The organism is Streptomyces sp. NPDC053755 (assembly GCF_040677675.1).
Taxonomy (GTDB): domain Bacteria; phylum Actinomycetota; class Actinomycetes; order Streptomycetales; family Streptomycetaceae; genus Streptomyces.
In genome coordinates this window covers 70,966-89,036 of sequence record NZ_JBFASK010000019.1, presented here as the reverse complement: position 1 = coordinate 89,036, position 18,071 = coordinate 70,966, and the positions used below count along the sequence as shown (strand labels likewise).

General features: G+C 72.1%; 12 protein-coding genes and 1 pseudogene. 10 read left to right on the top strand and 3 right to left on the bottom strand.

What is annotated here, in order from left to right; genetic code table 11:
• Positions 1-6: 6 nt before the first annotated feature.
• Positions 7-387 (bottom strand): alpha/beta fold hydrolase, encoded by a 381-nt coding sequence (locus AB0K65_RS19570; protein WP_365718122.1) that lies wholly within the window; start codon positions 385-387, stop codon positions 7-9.
• Between the two features lie 1,224 nt (positions 388-1,611).
• On the opposite strand from AB0K65_RS19570, the gene AB0K65_RS19565 reads away from it, so the two are divergent.
• Positions 1,612-1,917, top strand: coding sequence for a hypothetical protein (locus tag AB0K65_RS19565; RefSeq protein WP_365718120.1), 306 nt, complete (start codon positions 1,612-1,614; stop codon positions 1,915-1,917).
• Between the two features lie 412 nt (positions 1,918-2,329).
• Here the strand turns inward: AB0K65_RS19565 and AB0K65_RS19560 are convergent, their stop codons facing one another.
• On the bottom strand, positions 2,330-3,715 hold the full coding sequence (locus AB0K65_RS19560; RefSeq protein ID WP_365718118.1) for an NAD(P)/FAD-dependent oxidoreductase: 1,386 nt from the start codon (positions 3,713-3,715) through the stop codon (positions 2,330-2,332).
• Between the two features lie 79 nt (positions 3,716-3,794).
• Here AB0K65_RS19560 and AB0K65_RS19555 point away from each other — a divergent pair, with 79 nt between their 5' ends.
• From AB0K65_RS19555 to AB0K65_RS19545, 3 genes are all read left to right on the top strand, one after another.
• Positions 3,795-5,006 (top strand): glutamate--cysteine ligase, encoded by a 1,212-nt coding sequence (locus AB0K65_RS19555; protein ID WP_365718116.1) that lies wholly within the window; start codon positions 3,795-3,797, stop codon positions 5,004-5,006.
• 246 nt (positions 5,007-5,252) lie between these two features.
• Positions 5,253-5,498, top strand: a complete 246-nt coding sequence (locus AB0K65_RS19550; protein ID WP_365718114.1) for a hypothetical protein — start codon at positions 5,253-5,255, stop codon at positions 5,496-5,498.
• 162 nt (positions 5,499-5,660) lie between these two features.
• Positions 5,661-6,005, top strand: coding sequence for a hypothetical protein (locus tag AB0K65_RS19545; RefSeq protein WP_365718111.1), 345 nt, complete (start codon positions 5,661-5,663; stop codon positions 6,003-6,005).
• A gap of 683 nt (positions 6,006-6,688) precedes the next feature.
• Here AB0K65_RS19545 and AB0K65_RS19540 read toward each other — a convergent pair.
• Positions 6,689-7,048, bottom strand: a complete 360-nt coding sequence (locus AB0K65_RS19540) for an STAS domain-containing protein (RefSeq protein ID WP_365718109.1) — start codon at positions 7,046-7,048, stop codon at positions 6,689-6,691.
• Between the two features lie 343 nt (positions 7,049-7,391).
• Between AB0K65_RS19540 and AB0K65_RS19535 the strand changes: the two genes are divergently transcribed.
• From AB0K65_RS19535 to AB0K65_RS19510, 6 genes and pseudogenes are all read left to right on the top strand, one after another.
• A complete protein-coding gene (locus AB0K65_RS19535) occupies positions 7,392-7,697 on the top strand; it encodes a hypothetical protein (RefSeq protein ID WP_365718107.1) in 306 nt (101 codons plus the stop codon).
• A gap of 1 nt (position 7,698) precedes the next feature.
• Entirely contained in the window at positions 7,699-9,453 is a 1,755-nt protein-coding gene (locus AB0K65_RS19530; protein WP_365718105.1) for an alpha-glucosidase, read from the top strand.
• 99 nt (positions 9,454-9,552) lie between these two features.
• Positions 9,553-9,864, top strand: a pseudogene (locus AB0K65_RS19525) (ABC transporter permease subunit); the annotation flags it as partial.
• Between the two features lie 375 nt (positions 9,865-10,239).
• Positions 10,240-11,565 carry a cytochrome P450 gene (locus AB0K65_RS19520; RefSeq protein ID WP_365718103.1) on the top strand — a complete coding sequence of 442 codons (1,326 nt, stop codon included), beginning with the start codon at positions 10,240-10,242 and terminating at the stop codon, positions 11,563-11,565.
• A gap of 362 nt (positions 11,566-11,927) precedes the next feature.
• Positions 11,928-16,910 (top strand): HEAT repeat domain-containing protein, encoded by a 4,983-nt coding sequence (locus tag AB0K65_RS19515; RefSeq protein ID WP_365718101.1) that lies wholly within the window; start codon positions 11,928-11,930, stop codon positions 16,908-16,910.
• Between the two features lie 79 nt (positions 16,911-16,989).
• The gene (locus tag AB0K65_RS19510) at positions 16,990-17,958 is read left to right on the top strand and encodes a tetratricopeptide repeat protein (RefSeq protein ID WP_365718099.1); all 969 of its coding nucleotides are present in this window, start codon (positions 16,990-16,992) and stop codon (positions 17,956-17,958) included.
• Positions 17,959-18,071: the final 113 nt, after the last annotated feature.

The window sequence follows — 18,071 nt, the reverse complement described above, 5'->3', positions numbered from 1 at the left end:
CCTCAGTCAGCTGTCGGCCCCGGGGCCCGAGTTCCCGAGACCTGCGTCACATCCGGGCACGGCCGGGGCCTCCGGGTGAAGCGTGGCCGCGCCGAGGGCCTCGACGAGCCCCTCACGGGTCGCGACGCGGTCGGGCAGTCTCCTCGCGAAGGACAGGTCGATGTCGCAGACCGCTCCGATGTCCTCGACGATGAGCGCGGTAACGCGCTCGGGACGGCGGGCGGCGAACTGGTAGGCGTTCACACCGCCCAGGGAATGACCGAGCAGGGCGACCTCCGCCACCCCGAGGTGGTCGAGGAGGGCCGTGATGTCGCCGACGTGGCCGCTGCGCTCGTAGTCGGCGGCCCGATCGGACTCGCCGTGCCCCCGCTGGTCGAGCGCGATCACACGCCATGATTGCGCCCAGTCGTCCGGCCAGCGGGGCGAAGTCCGCGCCCTCGCCGCAGTGCCCGTGCAGAGCGATCAGGACCGGACCAGGGCCGCCGAAATCGAGGTAGGAGAGCCTGCGTTCGTTCACCTCGAAGCCGCGCCGCACAGGGTCGTCCATGGCCGGCGAGTCCAGGTGATCACGTACTTCCGGCAGCTCCGAGGCGAGCCCCTCTGCGCCGCTCACGGTCCGTGACGAAGTGGCCGTGGGCGGGAAGGGTCGCGCCGCCGGGGACGCGGCCGCAACGCGTGATCGACGTCCTCAAGCCCGTCCGACCGGCACCGGACCGGATCCACGGTGTACTTGGCCGCCCCCTCGGGAGTAGCCGCCCCCACTCCCAGTGCCCGGGCACGTACGAGTTCGTCGTGCTGGAGGGATCCACGGAGGGGGCCGCTCGCCGCGGTCAAAGGGCTGCTCGGCGGCTCGTCTGCCGTGCTCGCCACAGGGTGCTCCCGAAAGGTGGGGCGGGCCTCTCCCGCCGGACACCTTCCACAGGTCCGGCTCTCGGCCCCTGTGTGACGCCGCCCTGAAGAACCTCTCCGCCGTGACCGCATCGTCTTCAACCTTGGCTCCTGACAGAGAACTTGGACCGCTTGCCACCGGATCCGGACGGATCGACCGGGTACGGACGCGTGGACCGGGCACCCGGATGCGGGCCATCATCAGTTACCACGGAGGGAACGGAAACGACATGTCACACATGCAGCTCTTGGCCAAGGGAGCGGGTCAGGGCTCGCCGCCCTTCTGGATCATCGCCATCGTTTTGATCGTCATCGTCGGGGCGGCGTTTCTGATGGCAAGGGCGCGCAGGAGATAGAGCGCGGTGCTCAAGCCGTTCGGCTTCGACGGCAATCGGTCCACTTCGATGTCAGAGGACCCGCCCGAGGGAAAGGGTCCCCCTCCGCGGGTGGCCGGACTCTGTCCGCAGGGCTGCGGTCCGCAGCATCGGGTTCGAGCCGCCTCGATCAGCGGGGCGGCCCGACCGTTGAGGAGCTGTCATGCCCGACCCGGCACCGTCCCCCCTGCCGTCGCCCGTCACGCTCGCATGGTCCTCACGGAGCACGGTCCGGCTGTCGCCGCGCGACACGTGTCCCATGCCCCCTGGGCATGCCCGGTGGCGACCGCGAGCGGCCTGGCAGGATCGCGCGTCGGCCCCTGTCGACGGCGGGCGGTAGCCTGCGCGCATGTCGGTCAATATCAATCTTCACTTCACTGTCTCGCGGCTCACTGACGCGGCACAGGCCGAGGCGGTCGCCGAATCGATCGGCGAGCTGCTGCGTGACGAGGGCATCGAGAACCAGATCAGCTACGGCACGGCCTGTGACGACGGTGTCCCCTACGTGTCGGGCGAGACGCGGTTCCCGCTCAGCATCACCGGCTTCGGCCGCTGGCAGCCGGAGTTCGAGAGCTCGTTCGCGTTCGCCGTGGCCGAGGTCGCCCCGGAGGCGAAGGGCGGCATCGAGTGGGGTTACCCGGTCGAGGAACGGTGAGCGACCTGCGCGGGGCGGGCGGACGTACCGTCCGGGCGGCCCGTCAGATCAGCCTCGGCAGCCTTCCCCTCGCCGCCGAGCACCACCAGGGGTCCGGTCAGACCTGACCTGGCACCGGAGCACGGGCCTGCACACGAGCGACGGCGATACCCGCAAGGGGCCGTGATCGCCGAAGCTCTCGAGGCACCCCAGCGGGAGGCACGATGCGGGCACCCCGCTGCGACCGTGCTTGCCTCGGAGCAGCCGGCGGCCCGTGCCGCGGGTGCTGCCGATGGGGGTGGCAGTGCCCGCGCAGCAGCTCGGCGAGCGTTTGGGCGGCGGAATTCGCCGTACGGGGCTGGGGGCAGACACAGCTCCAGTGCCCCGCGAAAGGCGTCTGCCTCACCTACCTGGTTCGCAAGCCGACGGTGTCTCAGACAGGACGGAGGGTGGGATGAGGGGTGAGAGCGAGGTAGTGGCCTGCGGCCGCGTGGCCGGGAGTGAGGGGCAGGGGGAGCATGTGGCTGGTGCCGTGGCCGCCGAGTCCCTCGCCAGTCCGGCCGGCCAGAGGATTGCGGAGCCTGGCATAGAGCTGGTCGGGGGAAAAGGACCGAGCGTCGTGCAGGTCCTCCGCACCGGTGATGATGTCAAGGAACGATTCGTGCAGCCGCAGGGGACGCTGGTCGCGGTGGCTGAGCTGCTGGGCCTGCCGGAAGTAGGCGTCACGGCCATCGTGGATGCGGTAGAACGCGCCGACAAGGATCAGCAGGCGTTCATAAGCGTTGCGGTAGGCGGTCTGGTAGAAGGCCCGCGCGTCGTCCTCCGCGACCTCGCCGCGCAGGACGGCGGTGATCGCGGCAGCGGAGAGCAGCCCGCTGTACATGGCCAGGTGCACGCCGGTGGACAGCAGCGGATCCAGGAAGCAGGCGGCGTCGCCGGCGAGGTACCAGCCCGGCCCGCAGAATGCCTCGGCAGTGTAGGAGTAGTCGCTTTCGGTCTTCAGTACGGAGTCCTGCCGCGCCCCCTGGAGGATCCGCCCCAGCAGAGGGCACCGGCCGAGCGCTTCCTCGTAGACGGCGTCGATGGACCCCAGGGTGGCGCGGGCCTGCTGGAAGGAGCGCTTGTCGGTGACCAGGCCGACGCTGAGTGTGCCGTCGTGGAGCGGGATGGCCCACAGCCAGCCGTGGTCGGGCAGTGAGAAGACGCCGATCGAGCCCTGCGGAGCCTGCGGCAGCGCGGTGGCATCTCGCCAATAGCCCCATACGGCGACGTTCCGGAAGACGTCGTGGACCCGGCGCTTCCCCAGTTGCCGGGCGCCCAGTACTCCGGCCCGGCCCGTGGCGTCGACGAAGTGCGCGAACCCGGTGCTCCCGACGCGGCCGTCCTTGCCCAGCCACGCCGCAGACACCGCCCGCCCCGATTCCAGAGTGACGCCGCGGACGCGGGTCGCCTCCCGTACGTCCGCGCCAAGGCGGCGGGCGTGCTCGAGCAGCAGCTGGTCGAACTCGGAGCGGACGACCTGGAAGCTGTACGGAGCCTCCCGGTCGGGACCGTCGAAGCCGAGCGCCCACTCCTGTCCGCCCCACCCGTAGAAGGCCCCCCTCTTGCGGACGAACCCGTGACGCTCGACCGTCTCGCGGACGCCAAGAATGTCCAGCACCGGCAGCAGCGAAGGCAGCAACGACTCCCCGATGTGATACCGCGGGAAGCGTTCCCGTTCCAGCAGCACCACGTCGAACCCCTGCCGCGCCAGCAGCCCCGCGGCCGTCGCCCCCGCCGGTCCGCCGCCGGCGACCACCACCTGCCTGTCCTCACGCACGCGACGTCCCCGTCCACTGGAGGTAAGAACCGATCTCGCCTACTGCCCCGGGCCCGCTGCCCGTGCCAGCATGACCACCATGACGAGTACAGGGCACACGCCGGCCGTCACACAATCACCAGCCCTCGGCCATGGCCGAACCACACCCCCTGCCGACCGGCTCACCCCCCTCCCCCCGCTCACCATCGGTGCCGAAGAAGAGTTCCTCCTGGTCGACCCCCTCACCCGCGAGCTGCGCCCCGACGCCGAGAAGGTCGTGGCCGAAGCCGCCCGCGACCTCGGCGACCGCGTCGGCCCCGAACTCACCCGCCACCAGGTCGAGACCCGCACCGACCCCCACACCCGCCTCACCGACTTGGCCGACCAGATCCGCGCCACCCGCCGCTCTCTCGCCCAAGCCGCCGCCCGCCAGAACCTGCGCATCATCTCCACCGGCACCCCCGTCCTCTCCCCGCCCGGCCCCCCACCTCTGACCGACGGCCCCCGCTACGCCGCCAGCGCCGCCACGTTCCGGGCCTTGGACGACGAGCAGATCGCCTGCGCCTGCCACATCCACATCGGGGTACCCGACCTCGCCACAGCCCTGAAGATCAGCAATCACCTGCGGCCCTGGACTCCCGCCCTGATCGCCCTGTCGGCGAACTCGCCGTACTGGCAGGGCCGGGACACCGGCTATGCCAGCTGGCGCACCACCACCTGGGGACGCTGGCCCGTCGCCGGCCCCCCGCCGTACTTCGAATCCCCCGCACACTTCGAGGACCTCGTCGCGGGCTTGCTCGACAGCGGCACGATCCTGGACCGCGGCGGCCTGTACTGGGACATCCGCCCCTCCCACCATCAGCCCACACTCGAATTCCGCGCAGCTGACGCCACCGCCACCGCCGACGACACCGCCCTGCTCGCCGGCATCGTCAGAGCGATGACCGCGACTGCCATGACTGCCATCGACGCGGGCGAACCGGCCCCGCAGCCCTCCGCGGAACTCCTGCGGGCCGCCAGCTGGCGAGCGGCCCGCGACGGCATCACCGGCCACGGCCTCGACCCCCTCACCGGCCACCTGATGCCGGCCCACACGCACATCGACCAGCTCCTGGCCCACCTGCAGCCCGCACTCCACCACCACGGCGACACCCACCTCGTCCACACGCTCTGGTCCCGCCTGCGCGCGCAAGGCGGCCGCGCGGAATCCCAACGCGCAGCCCACCGCCACCGCGCCCGCCTCACCGACGTCGTCGACCACCTGATCGCCACGACGGCCCCGCAGCCCCGACCAGCCCACGACCTGCGCTGAAGATCCGCGTCCGGCTCAGCAGCCCTCGGTCACGCGTAGGTCGCGTACGTCGCCGTTCGCCCGGAATTCCGTGAAATCCAAGGTCAGCTCGGCCCCGGCGCCTGGGCGATGACCGCGGCGGAACGGGGTTCGTCGGGTTCACTCCCGGACTGCTCGGCGCCGGCGCCGGCGCCGAGCCGTGGTGGACCCAGCCGGGACCTGACCCGGCTGCCGGTCATCGCGCGGCTGGTGGCGGAGGAGACCGGAGTGCCGCTGTCGGTGACCACTCCGATCGTCGGCACCGGGGTGGGCACCATCTCCACCGGCACGCCCTTCGTCCACCCCGAGCTGTTCCAGCCCTACGGCCCCCATCAGGTCCTGGGCGTCGAACCGCGCACGGTGCTGACCCAGCTGGCCAGCGCCCGGGGCGTCACCGCAGTCGCTGCCCGCCTCGGCCACACCCTCGACGAGAGCCAGGCGCGCGCGGCGATGGCCTGGGCCAAGGCAGTCTGAACTCTCCGCTGACACGGTGTACCGAGAAGCACGCGCCGCGGAGCCGATTGGCCCGGCGAAACGGTTCCGCACCCCACGTCCGAGTGATATCGGGCTTGCCTCATCGCTGTGCAGGGCATCGCTCGCATTGCCCTTCTCCCCTGCGAACAAGGAGCCCCCCCCATGCGACTTCGCTCTGCCATGGCCGCCGTCGCCGGCGCCGTCGTCCTGCTCGTCACCCTTCCCAGTTCGGCCTCCGCCGCGAACGGGCAGTTCCGGTACACGTACCAGACCTACGACGGGTACGAGGCAGTCGGCTTCCTCAACAACCCCGAGAGCGGCACATGCATCAACATCCAGGGAGCGGCCTCGGAACCGGGCTCGCCCGCCCACGCGCCGAAGAACCGCACCGACGCGACGGCCGTGGTCTTCCTGGAGGCGAACTGCGAGGGCGACACCTTCTACAGCCTGCGCCCGGGCGGCGGCGCGTCAGACCGTCTCCTCCTCCGGTCGGTGCTCTTCTCCTGACCCGCGACGCGCCAGCCTGACGCGGAGCCCTTCACAAGGCGGTCCGCGGGCCGCCATTCTCGATCAGGCCACCACAAAGGCGGAGGGTCACCTCTGGTACGTCACCGGCGTCGGCATCTTCGAGCCGTCTGGCCTCTTCGGTGGCGGGAAGCGACCGCTGTGCGTCGTCGAGAGCGCCGCCGGCGCTCATCCGGCCCAGGACACCGAGGCGTCGAGACCGTCGGCGTCTCACCGTCCATCAGACGGTTCCCGAGGTCGGCACGGGCCGGGCCGGCCGCGTCGACCAGAGGGACCGGCTCCGGGCTTGGCATGGGAAGAGCCGGGCGCCCGAGGATGCTCACACCATGGCTCACTCCGCCGCGCCCGCGCTGGAGGGTGTTACCGGACGGAACCGCCCCGCTGCCTCATCCCCGTGGCCCATCCTTACCTCCCGACAGGGCCGTCGACCGCGCCCGCGATCAGTGCTCGGCGATCAACAGCGGATCGGGGCAGGCCGAGGTCTCCGCTCAAGGGCGGTTCAGCGCCAGCGATCACGAAGTGACCGTTGTCGAGGCCGAGGCCATCAACGCCACCCTAGGCGCCACATTCTGCCGGAAGCCTCCTGTCCTTCACCGCTGTGAGTACGCAGGTGTGTGCGGGCGAGCCCTCGGCCGCAAGCAGTGCGTCCAGCCGGCGGACAGCCCTTAGCCGGAGCGGGCTTCCTCGATGCTGGCGGATAGGGTGAAAACGGCGTCCGTTCCGGTGACCTGAAGGAGCCGCGTGAATTGTCGGTGCAGAGGGCCGCTGAGGGTCACCGGCATCATCTGGTGCAGACGGAGCAGGCAGTTCAGCGCCGTGGAGTCAGCGAACGTCACTTCGCTCACATCGAGAATGAGCCGCTCCGCTCCCGAAGCGTTCGCGATCAGCTCGCCGGCCCGGCGCAGCTCGTCGACGGTGTCCATGTCGAGCTCCCCCGCACAGTGGATCACTCGCACGGGTCCGTCTGCTGGATCGATCACAATCTGCGCCGGCACACTCTGCTCCTCGTTGATCGGCTCTCGCATTCGACCACCCGTCGAGGGCAGTTGTCACCCCCACCCCGATCCTTTACGGCCAGGCACGACTGGCTGCCCCGGAAGCACGCTGTGAGGAGTCTTCGGAGTAGGAGCGCACCTGCCGGGCAGCGGTCCGGCACCGCCCGCGTGCGCGGGGGCGTAGCCGCAGAGCGGGCTTTCCGAGCCCGGGAGGAATCGGTGTGGTCGCTTCGCCCTGCAGAACGACCCCATGGTCACCCGGGCACAGAACCTCCTGACCTGTACCTCCCCTTGCGGGAAGCGGTCTCAGCCGGCCTTCCGGTAGGTGGCGGGTCCGGCGAGGTGGTGGCCGCACCTGGTGTTGATCCGGTCCGTGACGGGCTCCACGCGCAGCCGGGTCTCGCGGGTGTCGTCGAGGGAGAGCTGGTTGCCGGGGCCGTCGTCGGCGAGGCGGGCGGGCGAGGCGGGTGGTCAAGGTGAGGGCGCGGGCGATCTGGTCGCGGATGCGGTCGCCGACGACGACGGCGAGGTCGAGGAGGGCGGCGCGGGCGGGGACGGGGTCGTCGACACCGTCGGCGCGACCCTCTCCCAGAACCCGTACTCGCGGCTCCCACCCCCCGGGTCCGCGCACCCGAGGTCCATCACCGCAAGGTATCAAGCGATCACGATGAGGTTCTGACGTGCCCGAGAACACGCCCGGTCCCGCCGACTCCTGGTGGAGCAACGCGGTGGTCTACCAGATCTACCCCCGCAGTTTCGCCGACTCCGACGCTGACGGCATCGGAGACCTGCAGGGCATCATCGAGCGCCTCGACTACTTCTCCGAGCTCGGAGTCGATGTCCTGTGGCTGTCCCCCGTCTACCCGTCCCCCCACGACGACAACGGGTACGACATCAGCGACTACCAGGACATCGACCCCCTCTTCGGCACCCTGGACGACTTCGACCGTCTCTTGGACGCGGTCCACGAGCGCGGCATGAAGCTCGTCATGGACCTCGTGGTCAACCACACCAGCGACGAGCACGCCTGGTTCGCCGCCTCCCGCGACGGCGGCCCCAACGGCCCCAAGCGCGACTGGTACATCTGGCGCCCCGCCCGCGACGGCATGGAGCCCGGCGCTCCCGGCGCCGAGCCCAACAACTGGGGCTCGTTCTTCTCCGGCCCCGCCTGGACCTTCGACGCGGCCTCCGGCGAGTACTACCTGCACCTGTTCTCCCGCAAGCAGCCCGACCTTGACTGGGAGAACCCCGCGGTCCGCCACGCCGTCCACGGCATGATGCGCTGGTGGCTGGAGCGGGGCGTGGACGGCTTCCGCATGGACGTCATCAACCTCATCTCCAAGACGCCCGGCCTGCCCGACGGCATCGTCCACGAAGGCGCCCGCCTCGGCGACGGCAGTCCTCACTACATCTGCGGGCCGCGCATCCACGAGTACCTGGCCGAGATGCACCGCGAGGTCTTCGCCGGCCACCCCCGCAAGCTGCTGACCGTCGGCGAGATGCCCGGCGTCACCGTCGAGGACGCCCGCCTGTTCACCGACCCCGCCCGCCGCGAGGTCGACATGGTCTTCCAGTTCGAGCACGTCGGCCTCGACCACGGACCCGGCGGGAAGTTCGACGTCCGGCCCCTGAAGCTGACCGATCTCAAGGCCGGCCTCGGCCGCTGGCAGACCGGCCTGGGCGAGACCGGCTGGAACAGCCTGTACTGGAACAACCACGACCAGCCGCGCATCGTCTCCCGCTTCGGCGACGACAGCCCCGCCTGGCGCGACCGCTCCGCCAAGATGCTGGCCACCGTCCTGCACCTGCACCGTGGCACCCCCTACGTCTACCAGGGCGAAGAGCTGGCCATGGCCAACTTCCCCTTCACCTCCATCGGCGACTTCCGCGACATCGAGTCGCTCAACCACTTCCAGGACCGCACGACCCTCGGCGACAGCGAAGAGGACATCCTCAACGGACTGCGCCGCATCAGCCGGGACAACGCCCGCACCCCCATGCAGTGGGACGCCACCGAGCACGCCGGCTTCACCACCGGCACCCCCTGGATCCCGGTCAACCCTGACCACAAGGACGTCAACGCCGAGACACAGCTGGCCGACCCGGACTCCGTCTTCCACTACTACCGGCGCCTGATCACCCTGCGCCACACGGAGCCCGCGCTCACCCACGGCGACTTCCACCTGGTCCACCCCGACCACGAGCAGCTCTACGCCTTCACCCGCCACGACGCGGCCGCCGGCACCGAACTGCTCGTCCTGGCGAACTTCACCGGAGCCGACCTCACCGTCGACCTCCCCGACGGCTGGGAGCACAGCGACCTCCTCATCGCCAACGTCCCCGCCTCCCGGCCCCTCACGAGCCCGCACACCCTGCACCCGTGGGAAGCCCGCGTCCACCGCCGCCGCCGCACCAGCGGACACCACCCCTTGTAGGAACGACGCACACCAAGGAAACAGCCATGAAAACCCGCGCACCCGCACCGCCCGCCCCACCAGGCCGCTCCTGCTGAGGAGACGGGCCTCTACGACGGCAAGCTCGGCTACACCATCCTCGTCGGCATCACCTACAGCGCCTTCGGCACCTGTCTGCTCTCCTCCGTCTTCGCAGGCTTCCCCAAGGAACTCATCGAAGCCGCCTCCCTCGACGGCGCCGGCCGCTGGACCATCCTGTGGCGCATCGTCCTGCCCATGAGCTGGCCCACCCTGTCGGTGATGTGCGTCTTCTTCTTCGTCTGGAGCGGGAACGAGTTCCTCTACCCCCTCGTCCTGCTCATCTCCGACGACACCCAGACCGTCCCGCTACCGGGTCCGGGGTCCGCCGCTCCGACTTCACGGGGAGCGTGACCGGGCCGAACGACACCGCACCAGACCAGTTGGGACGGCACGCGGACCTCCCGGGAACGGGCCGGCGAGGTCCGGGAATCTGCGGCCCCGTCTCAACCTCCCTGCCACCAGGTCGGCGCTTGTGCCGGCCACCCGGCATCCCCGGGTCGAGCCCGTGCTCTGTTCGGGTGACTCGACACGTTGCCGGCACCGCCGCGGATTCCGCGCTGGCACCATGGTCATCAGGGCGGCTCCGGGGCGCGATGCACTGCTCAGGGACCTCGTGATGGTCCCGCCAAGCCGCCCGCACGCGTTCGCCGATCCCACCGAATCCCGGCGAGGACGGTCTTGTAGCCGTCCCCGCCGCCGGACCCCGAGCGGTACTTCGAGGAGTTCATGGACAGCCTGTCCGCCGACGCGGCCACCGACCACACCGCCATCGCGGCCCCGCGCCACCGCTGCGACATCGAGCAGCTCACCACCGCTGCGCCACGACCGGCCGGCGAGGAACCGGCGATGCAGACCACCGCAGCCCCGACGTACGAGGCCGTCGACCTCGCGGCGCTGGAGTTCGACCCGTTCCTCCGCGAGGCACTGCGGGGGGCGTCCGTCGTCCCGATCCGGCTGCTGCACGGGACTCCTGGTGAGTGCTGGCTGGCGACGCGGCACGACGTGGTCCGGTTCGTCACCTCCGATCCCCGGTTCAGCCGGGACATCGTCGGCCGGCCGCTGCCCAGCATGAACCGGTACCTCGTGCCGCTGGACCAGGCGGTCAGCTTCGTGGATCCCCCCGACCACACCCGGGTCCGTTCTGTGGTCTCCTCGGCGTTCAACCGCTCGGGCATGGCGGCGCTGCGTCCGCGCGCGCAGGCTGTGCTCGACGGCCTGATCGACCGGATGACGGCGACGGGGGCGCCCGCAGACCTCGTACGGCAGGTGACTTCGCCGTATCCCCTGCACGTCATCGGAGCCGTGCTCGGTGTGCCGGAGGCCGACCGGCCACGCCTGCGCGTCTGGGCGGACGCCGTGCTGACGAGGGCAACGGACGACGCCGGCGTCGAGCGGGCCCGTCAGGCCAAGGAGGCCGCCCGTGCCTTGTTCCGCGAGCTGGCCCGGGAGCGCCGGGCCCGGCCGCAGGAGGATCTCACGAGCACGCTGGCAGCCGCGGTCGCGTGTGGCCGGATCGAGGAGGAGGAAATGCTCGCTCTGGCGGTGCTGATGGGGCTGAACGGCTGGCACGCCGTACGCAATCACACCTCGAACATGATGTACGTACTCCTGACCGACGACAGCCTGATGAGCCGGCTGCGGTCGGACCCGCTGGCCGTGCCGGCGGCCGTGGAGGAGCTGCTGCGCTGGATCCCGCACAAGCACGGTGTGGGCCAGCCACGTGTCGCCACCGAGGACGTCGACGTGGGCGGCGTCCTGATCCGCCGGGGGGACGCCGTGTACGTCTCGTACGTGGCGGCCAACTGGGACGAGTCGTGCTACCCCGAGCCGAGCCGCATCGACGTCGACCGCCAGGGCCCGCCCCACCTGGCCTTCGGCTACGGCCCCCACCACTGCGTGGCACCGCTGCTGGCCCGGCTGGAGGCGGAGCTGCTCCTGACCACGCTGCTCGAGCGGCTGCCGGGCCTGCGGCTCGCCGTCGACCCCGGCGAGGTGATCTGGCAGAAGGACGTCCTCATCCGCGGGCCGGTGGCACTGCCGGTGACCTGGTAGCAGGCGGGAGGCGCACGTCCCAGACCGGCGTGCTGCCCCGCCCCGCTTGCCGCCGCGGAATCCTGCGGCGGGGCAAGGCCCACGATCCCGAGCTCGATGACCGGGGATCGCCCTCGACCCGGTCGGCGCTGAACCCGACGACCGACGTCGACCTGCTGCTCTCGCGCTACGGGGTCCCGGCGGGCCGGTGCGGCCCCGCCCGGATGGCACCGGCCACCACGATGCTCGGGCCGGACGCGGCCGGCGATACCCGGCCTGCCGGTCGAGCTGGAGGGCACCGCCATCGCGTGACGGCCCCCGCCACCGCTCCCGTCGGCGGATCTCGTTGGCCGGGCCGGGGACGTGCCGGTTAGCATCCGGCGATGTCAACGCCCTGGGAACACACCTTCGACGACGCGCTGCGTCGGGCCGACGTCGGTCGGCTGTCCAGCCGTCTCGACGCACGGCTGTGCCCCCCGGCCGTCCTCGGGCGGCTCATCCGGCACGAGGAGCCCCGCCTGCGGCACCTGGGGCTGCTCCTCCTGGACGAGCGGCTCACCGCGGGAGTCAACGGCGGCGACGGCTTCGATGGCGGCGCCGGGCAGGAGACGGCCGAACTCGCGCGGCTGCTGCCGACGACGCTGGAAGGGCCTCCTGAGGTGCTGCTGGTCCTGGCGCGCCTCCACGCGCGCCTGGGTCCTCATCTGCGGTGGTCCCGCCGGCCGTCGTGGCGTACGGCCGAGATGCCGGAGCGGGTACGGGTCGCCTGGCTGCGCGCCGATCTCGTGAACGACCCGACGGTGATCCGGCGTGAGCCTCCGGGTGAACTGCTGTACCAGGCCGTGCAGGAGACGACCGTCCACGGAGCACACAACCCTCAGCACCTCGTGCAGGAGCTGGTGGACAGCGGTGACCCGGTGCTGCAGGCGGCCGGGCTGCGGCTGGCCCGGCAGGGACTCCACGCCGGACTGCTGGCGCCCTCACGGGTGCGACGCCATCTGATCAGCCTGCTCGCTGCTGACGGCCCCGAGGTCGTCGCTGCCGCACTGGCCGGACTCGGGGAGCCCTGGGCGGCGCTGAACCCCGTACCGCCGGGACACCTGGCCCCCTTCCTGGCCGCCGGTCCGGCCGCGGCTCGGCCCGAGACGGCCGACGCGGCCCTGGAGGCCGCGGCCCGGCACGGGCACCGGGACCCGCTGTGGCAGGTCGTCGAGGATCCGGACCTGCAGCCGGCGCTGCGACGGCGGGGGATGGAACTGCTCGGCGACCTGGCGGACCGGGTCGACATCGGGCGGGTCACCGCCCTCGCCGCACAGGACCCGCTGCTGTTCGGCCGGCCGGCGCTGGCATGCCTGCGCGGGCTCCACCGGCGTGGGCACTTTCCGGGCGAACAGCACGTCCCGTCCCTCATCGGCGCGGCCCTGGCCGATCACACGATTCCGGCTTACGAGGTCGCGACGGTCCTGTTCACCTGCCGCAGGGCGATGTTCCGCGTACTGCTGGACGCCCCGGCCGACGATCCGAGCTGGCCCCGGCGGCTCGTGCTTCTGGTCGCCCTGGCGGGACAGGGGCCGGCGGATCTCCCGATCGGCGACGCGATAGAACGCATCCTTCCCTCGGCGCCCCGCCCCGAGCCCTTCCTCCGCGCGATCCGCGAGCTGCGCCACGCGCCGGCCGAGGACGCCGTCCTCGCGCTCCTGGCGTCGTCCCCGACGGCGGCGCTGGAGGCCCTGGAAGCCATCGGCGGGGACCGGACGGTGGCCGCGCTGAGAGAAGGCCTCGGTCTCGGAGTCGGCCTCGCCCTCGCCCCCGTCGCGGACGAGGGCGCGAGCACGGGCTCGGTCGCGGGCGTGATCGCGCCGCACCTCCGCGCGGTACGGAGCAGTGCTCTTGAGCTGCTCTGGCATCTGACCGAGGACCCGGGGCAGCGGCGTCACCTGCTCGTCCGTCTCGATCCCACCGACCTGCCAGCCCGCATCGCGGCGGATCTCGGAGGGCCCGCCGAGCGGGAACCGGCCCTGCTGACCACCCATCTGGACCCGGACGAACCGGTGGCGGCACTGCGCCGTCTGGCCGCCCACGGCGGCTCCGGCACCCTGCCGGTCATCACGGACCTGCTCCTGCGCATCGTGGCCGAGGTCGCGGCGACCCGGGAGCCCGGCGCGGCCGTTGCGGGACCCGACGACGGCCGGCCGGCCGGGGAGCCCGTGGTACCTCAGGAGGTTCTGGACGCCCTCCACGGCCTCGGGCGGCATCTTCGCGCACGAGGGCGGATCCGACCGTCCTGCCTGCTCGACGCGGCAAGCGCGGAGGAGGCCGGACACGCACTCGTCGCCACTCTGGCCCTGGACCTGCTCGACCGTCCAGGCCTGTCGGACGGCGAGCAGGCGGTCCTCCTCGAAGTCCTGCTCAGAGCGCCCTACACGCGTACCCGTGCGCGGATCCACCGTTTCCTGCGGCACCGTGACCGGCACGTGCGCAAGCACGCGATCGCCCTGCTCGCCCGGGACGCCACCGGGGACGACGCGCAGGCCCTGTCGGCGTCCCTGATCGCGCTGGTCGCCGCCCGCCGGGACATCCAGACCGTCCGGCAGGCGCTACTGGCCCTCGGCCACGCGGGGGCCCGCTGGGCCGCGCCCACCATCGCCGCGTGCCTCGGCCACCCGAACATGAACGTCAAGAAGACCGCGGCCGAGGTCCTGGCCCGCGCGGGAACGCCCGCCGCGGTGCCGGCCCTTCTCTTCCGGCTCGGGCACGACGACAATCCCGGCCTGCGCCGCAGGCTGGTCGAGTCGTTGCGCGCCATCCTCGGCGAGGCGTACCCGGCGGCCGTTCTCGCCGCAGCCGAGCGCCCCACCCTCGAAGTCCCCGCACGCCCGGAAGGCCCCGGACGCGCCGAACGGACACGCACGGCACGGACCGAACGCGCCGAACGCGCCGAACGCGCCAACGGCGGGCACGACAGCGGGGAACGACACGCGGGCCGCACCCGTGAACTGCTGCTGGAAGGGCTCGACCGGGCCCTGTCGGCACGGTCGGTCCTCGCCCTGGAGGGGCAAGGGTCAGAGGTCGTGCCCACCCTGCTCGCGCTCGTGGCGGCCGGCCGCGTCGGCCTGGCCGCCGGGACGGTCGAGGACCTGCGGCCCGCCATGGCCAGACACGGCGTCACCCTGCCCGCCGCAACCGGTCCGGCCGCACATGCCGGAGCGGCCCGCGACCTCGCGACGCTGACGGCGGAAGGCTGGCATCCGGCCGTCGCCCTCCGCCTCGCCGGACGGGACGAACTCCCTCGCCCCTCCCACCTCCGGGCCCTGCGGCCCATGCTGCCGGACTGGCTCCGCCTGGCCGAGGCCGAACCCACCGCGAGGAGCCGCGTACTGCGCCTCGCACTCCGGCTGTGCCCCCTCCCCTGGACCTCCGGAGAGCTGACGTCCTTCGCCCGCCATACGGGCGTCCTGCTCGACGGACTCGCCGAAGCCTCGTCACCCGAAGACCGGCACGCCCTCCTGACGGCGCTGGAAGCGGTCGCACCGACCCTCACCCCGTTCGAGAAGCAGACCGCCGCAGACGCGGTACGCGCCCTGGCCCCCACACCTACCGGAAACCGGTCCACACTGACCCTGCTGCGCGCCCTGGACGCCGTGCTGGTACGCGCCGACCTCGAACGCGCCCTCGCCTCGGCCGGGCTGGACGCCGACCCCCGGCAGGCCCAGACCGCCGTACTGCGCGAGGCGTTCACCCCCGCGCATCCACCCGCGGACGGGGCCGCGCCCGCACGGGAGTCCCGGAGGTGGCGCGCCGCGCTGGACTCCGCCGTCCGCACAACGGCCGCCCTGGACGCCTTCCGCCGACTCGGCCCCGAGGACGGCACGACGCCTCCCTCCCGGGAACGCCTGCACGCACTGATCGACGCCTACGCCTCGGCCGGCCTCGACGTCCGTGGCGCCCTCATCGACTGGATGACGGCCCTCCAGCCCCTCGACGTACCACCGTGGACGCTCGCCGAGACCGCCCGGGTCTCCCCGGACGCCCACTCCCCCACCGGGGCGCCCCGCCCGCGCACCGCGCAGGACCGCGACCTCGACCAGCCCCGTTCCCGCGTGCTCCGGGAACGCCTGCTGGCCATGCTCGGGTCCTCGGCTCCGGACCGCAGGCAAGCGGCCGCCCTGATGCTCGCGGAGTGGCCCGAGCCGGAGGCCGGGCTGCCCGTACTCCGCGCGTACCTCCACGGAGACGTCGAGATGCCCGGCAACGCGACGCCGGCCCGCTTGCTCGGAGCGCTCGACGAGGCCGAGCTCCGCGCGGACGGCGTCCGCCACGACAGGGTGGCCCTTCTCGCCGCCGACGGCTCCCCGGAGACGCTGGCACGGCTCGTGCCCCTGCTGCTCGACTGGTGGGAACACGATCCGCCGGCCGACCGCGACGCGGCCGGCCGTGCGCTGCTCGCGTTGCCCGCCGACACCTTGGCGGATCGGCTCCGCGACCGCCTCGACGCCGGCGCGTGGGGGTTCCTCGACCTCCTCGTGGACCGTCATCTCCTGCGCACCCCCGCACTGACGCGGACCCGCCTACGGCTGCGTGCCGAGGGACGGGACGACCTCGCCGACCGGCTGCTCCTCGTCGAGGGACCGCTGCGCCACCCGGCCTCCGCCAGGAAGGAGGCGGTCGCGTCGGCGGCGCCCCGTGCCCGTACCGCCACGGCATCTGCGACCTCCGCGACGCCCTCGGCGTCCACGGCAGGCTCGCCGCCGGCCCGAGAGGCACTGTTCCATCTGGCCCGCACCGGCGACCCCGCCCAGATCGGCCGAGCACTCACACGACTGTGCGAAGAGGGCGGCGGTCCGCACACCCACCGAGGTCAAGGCCCGGCTCCGGACGAAGACCCGGGGCTGCGCGAACTGATCGGCGAGCTGCTGCTCCACCCCCGGCCCGGAGTCCGCCTGCGCGCCCACCGCGCCTCGCGGACCATGCTGGGCCGACAGACCTATCTCCACCACACGTCGATCCTGCTGCGGGACCCCGAGCCGAGCGTCGTGCGCATGGCGATCCGCACACTGTGCCACGCCGGCTGGACGCCCGCGATCCCCGCAGTGGCGGCGCTGCTCGAGCACTCCCACCCTGCCGTACGCACGGCTGCGGCCCAGGGCCTGGCCGACATGGGAGCACCGGCCGTCCCCGCTCTCCGCCATTCCGCCGGCCGCGCCCGTCCCGACAAGCGGAATCTGTACGCGGACGTCCTCGCGCAGATCACCGCCGCCCCGAACACGACGACCGACGCCGACGAGCGGCGCCGAGGATCCGGCCACCGACCGCGGGGCGATCGTCCCCTCTCCGCGCCGTCGGCGCCGTCACTGGCCGATGACTGACGGGAGCACCACCGTCCCACCGGACAGGGTCACCCACACCTTTGGCCACGGGTATTCTTCGGCGAGGTCGCATAAGTCAGTGGCGGCGGGAGTCGGTCTCGCCGGTGTGATGGCGCACTGCGGCGGAAGCCCGTTGCGTGCCGTTGAGCTTCTGGTGGGGGCGATGGCCTCGGCGCCCGAGGCTCCTGAACCCTATGAGGCACTGGCCGAGTTGTGGCGGGACCGACGCTCGGAACTCACGAGGAGCCTCGCGGAGGAAGGCTCTTTGAGCACTGTGCCGGCGCAGGCGTACTTCTTCTTCCTCGCCGGCGAGATGGACGACGCGGCGATGGCCCTGGGATCCGTCACGGGTGTACGGCCCGACGTGGCGTGGGGCGCCGCGCCCTGGTTCGGCGACGCGCGATTCCTCGGGACGGTGAGTGCCGAGGCGCTGGCCGAGGCGTGTCTGCGGACGTTGGACTACGACCGGGACCTGGACACCGACGAGATGCGGGAGCGGTTCACGCCCTGGTTCCGCGCCCTCGACGTGGTGTCCGCACGGCATCCCGTACCGGAGTCGCTGGCCGCCATGGCCCGGCTGCCCCGGGCCTGCGGCCGGTACGAGCTGTCCTTCGCTCTGTGCGACCGGGCCGATGCCGTCGATCGGGTCATGTGGATCGCCGTCGCGCGGGCCATCACCTGGCGCGTGATGGGCGACCTGGCCCAGGCTGCCGCGGCCCTCGAAAGGGCGGTGCTCCTGGACCCCGCCAACTGGTCCCTCCACCTGGACCTGGCGGACGTGCGCGCCGAGCAGGGCGACTTCGCGGCAGCCGTCGGCCTCGTGGAGCAGGGCATGGCGTACGAGCCTCGCGAAGTGTCCCTGCGCGCGGCGGCCGCCGCCTACCGCACACGCCTGACCGGCTCGTCCGACGATCTGCGCGCACTGATCGCCCTGGCTCCGGAGCTTGCGAACACCACCTACCGGAACCAGCTGATCGACCACGCATGCGCGGGGCCGACGCTGCCTCCGGAACTCGTCGCCGAGGCGCACCGCATCCGTGCGAGCTGAACGGCTGACGAACCGACCGGTGCCCGAGCAGCGGCCGTTCGGAAACGGCACACGAAGCGAGTGCCCCCACTCTCCGGTTCGTCCGCCGCTCAGGACGGCGGACACCCGCACCC

What these genes read in the sequence shown, in the direction of transcription:
- AB0K65_RS19565 (WP_365718120.1), top strand. Translation starts at nt 1,612, where the DNA reads ATGTCGGTCAATATCAATCTTCACTTCACTGTCTCGCGGCTCACTGAC.
- AB0K65_RS19555 (WP_365718116.1), top strand. Translation starts at nt 3,795, where the DNA reads ATGACGAGTACAGGGCACACGCCGGCCGTCACACAATCACCAGCCCTC.
- AB0K65_RS19545 (WP_365718111.1), top strand. Translation starts at nt 5,661, where the DNA reads ATGCGACTTCGCTCTGCCATGGCCGCCGTCGCCGGCGCCGTCGTCCTG.
- AB0K65_RS19540 (WP_365718109.1), bottom strand. Translation starts at nt 7,048, where the DNA reads ATGCGAGAGCCGATCAACGAGGAGCAGAGTGTGCCGGCGCAGATTGTG.
- AB0K65_RS19520 (WP_365718103.1), top strand. Translation starts at nt 10,240, where the DNA reads ATGGACAGCCTGTCCGCCGACGCGGCCACCGACCACACCGCCATCGCG.
- AB0K65_RS19515 (WP_365718101.1), top strand. Translation starts at nt 11,928, where the DNA reads ATGTCAACGCCCTGGGAACACACCTTCGACGACGCGCTGCGTCGGGCC.